We start from the raw sequence: 10670 nt of genomic DNA, 5'->3' as shown, positions 1-10670 counted from the left end.
GTTCCAGCGAGGCGTGGTAGATCATCTCGATCAGCTCGGAAACGGCGGCGCGGCTTATGGGCATGAATCGAACCGGGTGTCCCACACGATACGTCGCTGAACGCGGCATGTCCTTCTGACGTTCAGACGTGCCGGGCCGGTGCGATCAGGCATCGGACGGAAGGTCCAGACGTGGGACATGAGAGCGTTGGAAACGAGCATTGGGCAGAGTTGCGAGACGTGAATCTCGCCATCCATTCAAGCTTACGAGGCCGATGTCATATAGTTATGTGTTCCGGCACACAACAGGTTTCCTAAAGTTCCATAGCCGAACCACAGAGACATTGCTCGTCTAAATCGCTACGATTCTTATCGATTTTCAATAGATTAACAAAGTACAACCAAATTCGCGTCCGACTATTCACACTAGAACTGTCGCAATGTTGGGCGACAGAATGTCCATCCTAGTTGAACGCATAGGGACAGTTCGAATCCAGCAAAGTTAACTCCCGATCCGCTGGTGAAGCCTGATTCGGCCGCAGCGCGGCGCTGTCGATGTCTCTTCTGTACGCGCGCTGCCTGGCCACGAGCTTTCACTCATCTGCACGATTCCGGCGATCTCGTCCGGGATGGAGCCGATCGACCATTACCTGAGGGAGAACGATTGTGACTTATGAAATTTGGGGCACCGAGAATAACGCCCGCGAGAACACTGCAAAGTCCATTTATCGCGACTTCATTGGATCGCTGCCGACTGGCGGATATGTTGTCGGTTGGCTCGAGGGGAGCGAGCTGTTTTTCCAGCTTTACAATGCTTTCGGTCAAAAAGTCGGTGGACCTCGTCCCGTCCCTACCGGCGCCGGCATAGGCCAGTCGATAGCCTCGATCGAAGCTGTGGGAACCGATGGCAGTTTTGCCATTGCCTGGAATGAGAACACCGGACAGACGAACGGTTTCGCAATCAAGTCCAGCGTCTTCAACCCCGACGGTTCGCCTGTGGCGGGTTCAACCCATACGCACATCGAAAATCAATCGCTGGGCGGGACCGATACGCCGGCTATGGCGCGCAACGGCAACTCGGGATTCATCACGGTCTATGAAACGAGTGACGAGATTCGCTATTCGACGCAAAATCTCGATGGGTCTGCGACGAGTGACGTGCGCATCGCACAGGCTGCCGGCCTTCAGTACCCGGACGTGACGGAGCTCGGCGGGGGCAAGTTTCTCGTCAGCTATACCAAGAGCGGTACGATCCAATACCGCTTGATCGATCTGAACGTGCCCGGCGCGACCGTCGGTGCCGAGGTTGCCGTTGGAACCGGTTTCTTCTCCGACACGGTCGTCTTCCGGGATGCAGCAGGTGCAGCGACGGGGTATGCGATCACCTATAGCAACGGCGCCAACGTAATCACGCAATTCTACAGCTTGGCAGGCGTAAAGGGGAGTGCTTTACAACTCACGTCGAACGGATTGAACGACGGCGACTATATCAGCGCAACCGCGATGCAGGACGGCCGCGTGGCCGTGGTCTATAGCGAGTGGTCCCCAGAGGACAATGGCGACATCTATCTCAGAGTTGTCAGCGCGAACGGCACCGCTACCGATAAGCTCCTGCTCAACGCGCGCTCAGTCCTGGACCACACTGGCCAGCAATATACGCCGAAGGTGACGGAAATGGCCGACGGCCGTCTCTCGGTCACTTGGTACGACGGGTCCCTCGGTCGTGGTCTGATCACGAACACGATCGTCGATGCGCGCATTGCGCCGGTCATCGTCCGAGGCACCAATGTCGCAGACACGTATGTCGGCACGAAAATCGATGTTCCAGTCGGCGACGAATTGTACGGCAACGGCGGCAATGACACGCTGATCGGGGGCCTCGGAGGCGACAAGATCGACGGTGGCGCCGATACCGACACGGCGTCGTTCGTGTTCGCGACCGCGGGTGTCGTCGCCAACCTCGCGACCGGCAAGGGAACCGGTGGCGAGGCTAATGGCGATACTTATATCAGCATCGAAAACCTCCTCGGCTCCGCGCACGGCGACGTCCTCATAGGCAGCGCTGGCGGTAACGCCCTCTACGGCGAAGGCGGCAACGACACGCTGTCCGGCGGCGCCGGCGCGGACTTACTCGTCGGAGGAAGCGGGTCTGATTTCGTCACCTACTCCGACTCGGCCGCGGGCGTGGTCGTCAATCTCGGCGCTGGCACGGGTGCCGGCGGTGATGCCGAAGGCGACGCCTTTGCCGAGATCGAGAACATCGTCGGTTCCGAGCACGCCGACAGCTTGATCGGCAACGGCGCAGGCAACTATATCGGCGGTGGCGCCGGCAACGACATCATCGACGGCAACGCTGGAGCTGACGTCTTGGCTGGCGGCGCTGGAGACGATGTGTATTACGTCGATAACGGTGGCGACCAGATCTTCGAGAATGGCGGCGAGGGATACGATACGGTCTTCGCGTCGTCGACATTCGCACTGGCAGCCAACGTTGAGAAACTGGTCGCCAACGGCTGGGCTCCGATCGCGTTGTACGGCAATGCGCTCGACAACCTCATCGAGGGTAACGCGGCGGACAACGTCATCGACGGCGGCATCGGCGCCGACACGATGAGCGGTGGCGGCGGTAACGACCGGTACTACATCGACAACATCAACGATGTCATCGTTGATTCCAGTGGCTCCGACACCCTTGTGCTCGCGCAGGGCGTTGTCATCGACTTCACGAGTGAGAAGTACGCTGCCATCGAGAATATCGAAATCTCCGGCACGACAAAAGATCTCAGCGGAAATGAAGTCGCCAATCATCTTGTCGGAAACACGTTTGCCAACGTCATCTGGGGCTACGGCGGCAACGATACGATCGAGGGCCTCAGTGGCAACGACGCTCTCTATGGCGGCAACGGCAACGATATCCTGAGAGGCGGTGTCGGCAACGACACGCTCCGGGGTGAAGCAGGCAACGACCTCATTTACGGCGACGCCGGAAGGGACAACCTTTTCGGCGGCGTCGGTAACGACACGATCTATGGTGGTGCCGACAACGACACCTTGAAGGGCGAGACGGGCCGTGACGTGTTCGCTTTCAACACGACCCTGCACAAGACGCGGAATGTCGACAAGATCGTCGACTTCAAGGTGCGCGACGATACGATCTGGCTCGAGAACGCGGTCTTCAGGGCTCTCAGCAAGTCGGGATCCGTGAACAAGCCGAAGGCGCTTACTTCGGACGCGTTCTGGACCGGATCGAGCGCTCACGACGCGAACGATCGCATCATCTACGACAAGAAGACCGGGGCGCTCTATTACGACGCGGACGGCATCGGCGGAAAGGCGCAGATCAAGTTTGCGACCATCTCCAAGAACCTTGCTTTGACCAAAGCTGACTTCTACATCATCTGATCACTTTGAATGATGCGGGCCGGCACGACGTTTCATGCGTCGTGCCGGCTTTTTTGCGCCCATTCCGCCGTTTCCTAGACGCCACGGGTGGTGATAGAGAGGCGTCCGGAACGGAGGCGCGCATGCCGGAAATCTATCGCATCGAGACTGTTGGTCCGGAAGAGGAGGGAAGCCTGCTCATCCGCCGAACCTTGGTGCGGGTCGATACCGAAGAGACGGCCAAAAAACGGGCCTTGCACCTTTTTGAGAAGGCGCGACGCCCCCAGGCGCGGGGAGCGCGCATCGAAACCGTCCGGGTGCTCAACGGTGCCGGGTACGAGGTTTTTTCGGTGAGCACGCGGGACTAGTCATTAAGTGGCGAGAACGACCTTCCCTATGGAAATGAAGGGTTTCAGCCGCCGGCAAAAGGTCCAAGACAGATCAGCGGCTTTTGGAACGCCGATCTTCAAGCAGAGTGAGCGCCGATGGGATTGCTGCGCCGAACGCGACGGGTCGCCGATTACACTGTTTCGAGCTTCCAGGACGGGATCGAGCTTCAGTTCGAGACCTATAGCGGCATGAACGGGCGTTTGGCACTGACCCTTGACCAAGCGCGGGATCTCGCCGACCGGCTGGACACGCTTGCCGCCGACATCCGCCGGGAGCAACGGGCGAAGGTCGTGCACGCGGTTCCCTTGCGTGGAGCGAGCATCCGCCGGTAGGCTGACAACGCCGCGTGCAGATCCGGCCAGCAAATCAAGGTGCTCCGCCGACGACGGGTTCCAAGGTGAAAAGCTCCTGAGGCTGTTTCACGCCCTTGAGCGCATAGCGGCCGACCGAAACGACGCGATCCGGATCCGCCAGGGCGGCGGCAAAGGCCGATGAAATCAGCACGTCCTTTTCGATGGAGCTGCACAGGGTGGCGATACGCGTCGCTTCGTTGACGGCCGGCCCGACGACGGTGAAATCCAGACGGTCCTGACTGCCGATATTGCCGTAGAACACGGCGCCGATATGGAGACCCAGATACACATCGGTCAGGGGTATGCCGTCGATGGCGCGCTGCGTGTTGAGCGTCTCGATGCGCGTTCTCATCAGACGTTCGGCCTTCAATGCGCATTGGCAGGCATGGCTGGGGTCGCCCGCCTGAAAGATCGCCAGCGTTCCATCGCCGATGAGTTTGAGGACATCGCCGCCGGATTCGTGAATCGACGAGATGATCGCCTCGGAATAATCGTTGAGAAACGGAATGATCTGTTCCGGTGCGGCTGTTTCGGTGATGCGGGTGAACCCGCGCAGGTCGCTGAACCAGATGACGGCATCGATCCGATCCGTGACAGTCCGCGCGATGCCGCCATTGAGCACGCGGCGCCCCGCATCGCGACCGAGATAAGTCTGCACCAGCGTTTCGGCGATGCGGGTCAGTGAAGCGCATTTGATCGCGAGTGCGAGCGTGGGAGCCAATTGCTGCAACGCTTCAATCTGATCGGCCGAGAATCCTGTGGGATCGTCCGTCGTCCAAGAGGAATAGATGCAATCCATTTCCCCGATCGTGCCTTCGGCGGCGAAGCGATGGATCAGGACCGCATGATCGGTGTTTCCCTCCTCGCGCAATTCCGCAAGAACGGGAAACTCATACGGCTCGCCGGAACGAAGGTCGCAACGGAGCATCGTCTCACCGGTCTCGACCAACTTGTAGAACGGGCTGCGCAGCCAATTCTCCGCGGCGGTGCCGCCCACATTGGTCCGGCCATACTCGACGATGGGTTCCAGTTCGGTCTGGTCGCGGCGCCAGCGGAAAGCCCGGCCCTCGTGGATGGGATGCAGCGTATCCACGAGCACCAAGGCGCGTGAAAGAGGGAGGCCGTTGTCATTCAGCTTGCGGCAGAAATCACGCAGCAGCTCGGCTTCTCCGGCGCCGGCAAGACCCGCCTCCGTGACGGACCGCATGATCTTCGCGACATATTTATCCATCATGCCACCGATCGGATTTCCAAGAGATAGGTCTGTTCCGTCTTCAATCGAGCCTTATCACGCAAGGGCGGCGCACGAACACCTGCGAGGCGCATGGGACGATACAAAATAACCGACGCCGTGCCAAATTGACGACGAGTGTCGGCCTCATGGCGAATGCCCGGCCGTTGCCAGCGCCGTGTCATCGGAGCACTCTCAGGACGGGCGCACCCGGCGCCTACCATTCTTGTTTGAGAGGCGAGGGAGAGACAGCATGGCGTTTGTGACAACAAAAGACGGCACTGAGATCTATTACAAGGATTGGGGCAAGGGACAGCCTGTAGTGTTCAGCCACGGCTGGCCGCTGACGGCTGATGCATGGGACGATCAGATGCTCTTTCTGGCGTCGCGCGGTTATCGCTGCATCGCCCACGATCGGCGCGGCCACGGTCGGTCGAGCCAGCCGTGGGACGGCAACGAAATGGACACCTATGCCGACGATCTCGCTGCGCTGACCGAAAAGCTCGATCTCAAGGACGCGATCCACATCGGACACTCGACCGGTGGTGGCGAAGTGGCGCGCTACATCGGAAGGCATGGCACGAAGCGTGTGGCAAAGGCGGTCCTGATCGGTGCCGTGCCCCCGTTGATGCTGAAGACCGATGCCAATCCGAATGGACTTCCGCTTTCGGTTTTCGACGATATTCGCGCCAACGTGCTCGCTGATCGTTCGCAGTATTTCAAGGACCTCACGACGCCGTTCTATGGCGCCAACCGGCCCGGGGCGAAAGTTTCGCAAGGGTTGCGGGATTCGTTCTGGCTGCAAGGCGTACTCGGCGGCTTCAAGGGGATCTACGACTGCATCAAGGCGTTTTCAGAAACGGATTTCACCGAGGATCTCAAGAAGTTCGACGTGCCTACGCTGATCCTTCACGGCGACGCTGAYCAAATTGTTCCGATTGGTGCTGCCGCAATGCTGTCGTCCAAGCTCGTCAAGAACGCCAAGCTCGTCATCTACGAGGGCGGCGCCCACGGCATGTGCCAGACCGAGAAGGACAAGGTGAACGCCGATCTCCTGGCCTTCATCAAGGGCTAGCGGCCTCAAACTGGCATCCTTTCACACGTGATTGGATGTCTGTCGACATGCCAAAGGGCCCAGACGTGCCGGGCCCTTTGGGTCTTATGATGGTGCTGTCCTACCAGGTTCCGAACTTGAAGTTCAGCTTGGCGCGAGCGACGAAAAACTCGTTGTCGTTGCTGCTGGCGACAGGAGCGAAGATGCTCACGGGGATTGTCGTGCCCAATGGGACATACGTGCCGACGAACCCACCGTTGTTGTCGTCGTCACGTTCAAGGCTGACCCAGAGACCCTCGACACCAAGAGTGACCGCCGATGATCCGAGGAAGGTTGTCGGCAGAGCCCATTCAACGCCGCCGCCGACGGTCCATCCGGTGTTGTTGTCCGAATAGGCGAGGCCGCCGGTTGCGTAGATAAGAAACCGGTCGAAGGCGGCGCCTGCGCGAGCCCGGACGGTCCCAAACCATTCCATGTCGTCACTTCTGAAGGCTGCCGGTACGAAGCTTGGTGGGAATCCGGCCGGAGTGAAGAACACGCTATTCTCGACGTTGAAGTCGGCCCATTGAATGTCCGCTTCAACACCGACGACGAAGGTGCCGAACTGGTAGTTATATCCGATTTGGCCACCACCGACGAAACCATCGTTGTTTCCGCCGGCGCCGCCGCCCCCCAAAATGCCGGAGACGCCGCCATAGGGCGGGCCGAATGTGCCGGACGGGACGAAGATTCCGTTGCTGTTGTTGTTGTCGAGCCAGCCCCAGCCGGCGTTAACGCCGGCATAGAAACCAGTCCACGTGAAGATAGGAGCAACAACGATCGGAGGTGGTGGGGCCGGAGCCGGTAGGTCGGCAGCTGTCGCAGCGGAGGCAACGAGAGCCAGCGCTGCACTGCCCGTAAGTAGACTAAGGAGATTGTATTTCATTAGTCATATTCCCTTGTGCGAGGTCAGGGACGATCAGCGTACAGTTACCTTGCGGCATGTACTATGTCTTCGCTGCCACACCTCGTCAGTTTATCGATGCGGATAAGAGAACGGCAAAAGCAATCATGTGGGAATACATTGACAGCATCTGTCGAATACATCAGCAATGCTGACCAGGAATAGTTGCCGCAGGCGGCTTCCAATGAGGAAGAGCTTGGTCCGGCGAAATGCTTGCGCACTGGCGCCGCCATGACTTCAAATATGCTCGCAATGTTCCGATCCTTTGCAGGATTTCCGGACACGGTCGCGCAGCCAGCGATGGGCGGGATCGGCATCGAGCCGCGGGTGCCAGAGCAAAGAAACCGTGAAGTCCGGCATGGGCACAGGCAGGGAAAAACTATGCATCCCGGCACGTAGGTTTCCGGTGTGTCGTTCGGGAACACTTGCGATCAGATCGGAGCCCTTCGCCAAAGCCAGCGCGGTTGAAAATCCGTCGACGATCGTGACGATCTCCCGCTTGAGCCCCAACGTTTCCAAGGCGTCGTCGATGGGTCCCTTGTCGAGCCCCTGCCGTGAAACGAAGACGTGTCTTTCCTGCGCATAGCGGGCGGACGTGATCTCGCCCTCGCACAGTGAATGCCCCATCCGCACGACGCCGATGAAACGGTCTCGGAAGAGTGCCTGCGCGCGCACTTCCGGACCCGTCGCCTTTCCGACGACGCCSGTTTCCAGATCGACGCTCCCCTCACGAAGCGGCACGCTCTCCTTGTCGGTTTTCTGCAAGAAACGCAGCCGCACGCCGGGCGCTTCTTCACCGATGCAAGCAATGAGGTCGGGCCCGAAGTTTTCGACGAAGCCGTCGCTCGCTCGCAATGTGAATGTTCTGACGAGCTGTTTGAGATCGAGTTTTTCAGCCGGGCGCAGAACCGCTTCTCCATCCTGCACGAGCTGGCTAACCCGCTCGCGAAGTTCGACCGCTCGCGGTGTGGCGACGAGACCGCGTCCCGCTCTGACCAAAAGCGGATCGCCTGTCGTCTCGCGCAAGCGAGCCAGCGTTCGGCTCATTGCCGATGGGCTCAGCCGCAATCGTCGGGCCGCGCGCGCAACGCTGCCCTCCGCAAGCAATACATCAAGAGCGACAAGCAAGTTGAGATCCGGTTTCGCCATGCGCCGATCATAGCACGGTTGGATCGTCATATGGCGTCGGACGCACGAGCGAAGTGCAAATGGTGCGCGTTCCGCCATATCCGGCAACGATCTACGGTACTGAAGCTCCGGCTCGGGAGCCGTCAAAAAAGGAGTTCGCGGTGAAGCCAATCGTGAAAGGACGAAAGGAGACGATCGCAGCGCATCCGGAAGGGAGCCACGCCGCTCGGTGGGCGCTCTCCGCCCTCTCGTTATCCGTATTGATGGCCTCGCTCGGCACCAGCATCGCCAATGTCGCCTTGCCGACCTTGGCGCAGGCGTTTGCCGCTACCTTTCAGGACGTTCAGTGGATCGTCCTCGCCTATCTTCTCGCCGTCACCACGCTCGTCGTCAGTGTCGGACGGCTTGGTGACATCACCGGCCGCCGGCGGCTGTTGCTGGTGGGAATCATCCTGTTCACCGCCGCCTCGTTCCTGTGCGGCGTCGCTCCCACGCTCCAACTTCTGGTCGCTGCAAGGGCGGCGCAGGGACTCGGAGCGGCCATCATGATGGCCCTGACCATGGCGTTTGTCGGGGAGACGGTTTCAAAGGACAAGATCGGGCGCTCGATCGGATTGCTCGGGACGATGTCCGCGATCGGCACCGCACTCGGTCCCTCGCTCGGCGGCGTCCTGATCGCCGAATTTGGATGGCGGGCCATCTTCCTCGTCAATGTGCCGCTGGGGATCCTGACCTACTTTCTCTCGCGTCGCGGCCTGCCCCTTGATCGTCGTGGCGAGATGATCGCGCGGGCCAGCTTCGACGTGATGGGGACGCTGTTGCTTGCTCTGACTCTGGCGGCTTTTGCGCTCGCCATGACGCTTGGTCGCGGCCAATTCGGGCCACTCAATGTGGCGCTGCTGCTGTCGGCTTTCTTCGGCGCCGGTCTGTTCGTGATCGTCGAGGTGGGAGCGCCATCACCCTTGATCCGAGTGGCGATGTTCCGCGATCCGACGCTTCGTGCGAGCCTCGCCACGAGTGCGCTCGTCTCCACGGTGATGATGACGACGCTGGTGGTCGGGCCGTTCTATCTCTCCCGCGCGCTCGGGCTCGGCGCGGCTCATGTCGGACTCGTCCTGTCGGTCGGTCCGATTGTTGCCGCGCTCACTGGCTTCCCCGCCGGTCGCATTGCGGATCGTTTCGGGGCGCAACGCACGGCCATCGTCGGGCTCATCGCAATGGGTGCCGGTTGCTTCATTCAATCCATGATGCCGGGGACGCTCGGCGTTCCCGGCTACATCGCTGCCATCGTCGTCATCACCATCGGCTATGCGTTGTTCCAGACGGCCAACAACACCGCGGTCATGACAGACATCCCGCCGGATCAGCGCGGCGTCATCTCCGGGATGCTCAATCTATCGCGCAATCTCGGCCTCATCACCGGGGCATCGCTCATGAGCGCCGTGTTCGTCCTCGCATCGGCGACGATCGACATCGCGACGACGCATCCGGCGGCCGTCGCCAACGGAATGCGAGCGACGTTCGCCGTCGCGGCGATCCTCATCGTGCTCGCTCTCGCCGTCGCGATCGAAGCGTACCGCCGCACATCGCGACATCGGGCTGTTGCGAGGGCTGACCAACCCGAATTCCCGATCTGAATGGCGCGGTCCCGGCCGTTGTCTATGCCGGCAGGACGACCACCTTCGTCTTGACCGGCGTCCGTGAGTACAGGTGCATCATGTCCTGACTGAGGAGGCCGACGCAGCCGCTCGTGATGCCGGTGCCGATCGATTCGGCGTCGCTGCTGGCGTAGATCGTGTAGAGCGTGTAAGCGCCGTTCTGATAGAGATAAAGCGTGCGGGCGCCGAGCGGATTGTCGAGGCCACCCGGCATGCCGCCGGCGTATTTGGCCGCCTCGGGCTGGCGCTTGATCATCTCCTTGGGTGGGGTCCAAGTCGCCCATTCGGCCTTGCGCCCGATATACGCGTCACCGCTCCACCGGAACCCGTCGCGGCCGACATTGGCGCCATAGCGGGTGGCGGATCCGTCGTCCTCGATGCGGTAAACGTAGTAATTGCCGGGGTCGACGATAATCGTCCCGGGCGCTTCTTTGGTGTCGTAACGAACTGTCCGGCGGTAATATTTCGGGTCGACCTTGCTGACATCGACTGCCGGGATCGGGAATTTCTCTTCGGGCACCGGGCCGTAGACCTTCGACGCCTCGGCGAAGCT

At 60.4% G+C, this 10670-nt stretch carries 9 protein-coding genes; 5 read left to right on the top strand and 4 right to left on the bottom strand.

What is annotated here, in order from left to right:
- The first annotated feature begins 645 nt into the window (after window positions 1–645).
- The 3 genes from AC1DT3_RS04825 (at window position 646) to AC1DT3_RS04815 (ending at window position 4082) form a co-directional block, all read left to right on the top strand.
- Window positions 646–3381 carry a hypothetical protein gene (locus tag AC1DT3_RS04825; RefSeq protein ID WP_477464109.1) on the top strand — a complete coding sequence of 912 codons (2736 nt, stop codon included), beginning with the start codon at window positions 646–648 and terminating at the stop codon, window positions 3379–3381.
- Window positions 3382–3503: 122 nt separating this feature from the next.
- Window positions 3504–3728, top strand: coding sequence for a hypothetical protein (locus tag AC1DT3_RS04820; protein ID WP_477464108.1), 225 nt, complete (start codon window positions 3504–3506; stop codon window positions 3726–3728).
- Between the two features lie 117 nt (window positions 3729–3845).
- Window positions 3846–4082, top strand: coding sequence for a hypothetical protein (locus AC1DT3_RS04815; protein WP_477464107.1), 237 nt, complete (start codon window positions 3846–3848; stop codon window positions 4080–4082).
- A 34-nt stretch (window positions 4083–4116) separates the two neighbouring features.
- On the opposite strand, the gene AC1DT3_RS04810 is transcribed toward AC1DT3_RS04815, so the two are convergent.
- Window positions 4117–5337 (bottom strand): adenylate/guanylate cyclase domain-containing protein, encoded by a 1221-nt coding sequence (locus tag AC1DT3_RS04810; protein WP_477464106.1) that lies wholly within the window; start codon window positions 5335–5337, stop codon window positions 4117–4119.
- 250 nt (window positions 5338–5587) lie between these two features.
- On the opposite strand from AC1DT3_RS04810, the gene AC1DT3_RS04805 reads away from it, so the two are divergent.
- Entirely contained in the window at window positions 5588–6409 is an 822-nt protein-coding gene (locus AC1DT3_RS04805; RefSeq protein ID WP_477464105.1) for an alpha/beta fold hydrolase, read from the top strand.
- Window positions 6410–6509: 100 nt separating this feature from the next.
- Here AC1DT3_RS04805 and AC1DT3_RS04800 read toward each other — a convergent pair whose 3' ends face one another.
- Together AC1DT3_RS04800 and AC1DT3_RS04795 are read right to left on the bottom strand one after the other, a co-directional pair.
- The gene (locus tag AC1DT3_RS04800) at window positions 6510–7313 is read right to left on the bottom strand and encodes an outer membrane protein (protein WP_477464104.1); all 804 of its coding nucleotides are present in this window, start codon (window positions 7311–7313) and stop codon (window positions 6510–6512) included.
- A 255-nt stretch (window positions 7314–7568) separates the two neighbouring features.
- A complete protein-coding gene (locus tag AC1DT3_RS04795; protein WP_477464103.1) occupies window positions 7569–8480 on the bottom strand; it encodes a LysR family transcriptional regulator in 912 nt (303 codons plus the stop codon).
- A gap of 140 nt (window positions 8481–8620) precedes the next feature.
- Between AC1DT3_RS04795 and AC1DT3_RS04790 the strand changes: the two genes are divergently transcribed.
- Window positions 8621–10096, top strand: coding sequence for an MFS transporter (locus AC1DT3_RS04790; protein WP_477464102.1), 1476 nt, complete (start codon window positions 8621–8623; stop codon window positions 10094–10096).
- Between the two features lie 22 nt (window positions 10097–10118).
- Here AC1DT3_RS04790 and AC1DT3_RS04785 read toward each other — a convergent pair.
- Window positions 10119–10670, bottom strand: a 552-nt coding sequence (locus tag AC1DT3_RS04785) for a L,D-transpeptidase (protein WP_477464101.1), incomplete at its 5' end; no start/stop codon positions are given.

The organism is Microvirga sp. P4_G7 (genome assembly GCF_056401005.1).
Note: the sequence above shows the minus strand (reverse complement) of the source record. Positions and strands in the feature narration are given on the sequence as shown.

Bases quoted from the DNA above. Each gene is read 5' to 3' on its own strand.
- AC1DT3_RS04815 (WP_477464107.1), top strand. From the start codon at position 3,846: ATGGGATTGCTGCGCCGAACGCGACGGGTCGCCGATTACACTGTTTCG.
- AC1DT3_RS04800 (WP_477464104.1), bottom strand. From the start codon at position 7,313: ATGAAATACAATCTCCTTAGTCTACTTACGGGCAGTGCAGCGCTGGCT.
- AC1DT3_RS04810 (WP_477464106.1), bottom strand. From the start codon at position 5,337: ATGATGGATAAATATGTCGCGAAGATCATGCGGTCCGTCACGGAGGCG.
- AC1DT3_RS04820 (WP_477464108.1), top strand. From the start codon at position 3,504: ATGCCGGAAATCTATCGCATCGAGACTGTTGGTCCGGAAGAGGAGGGA.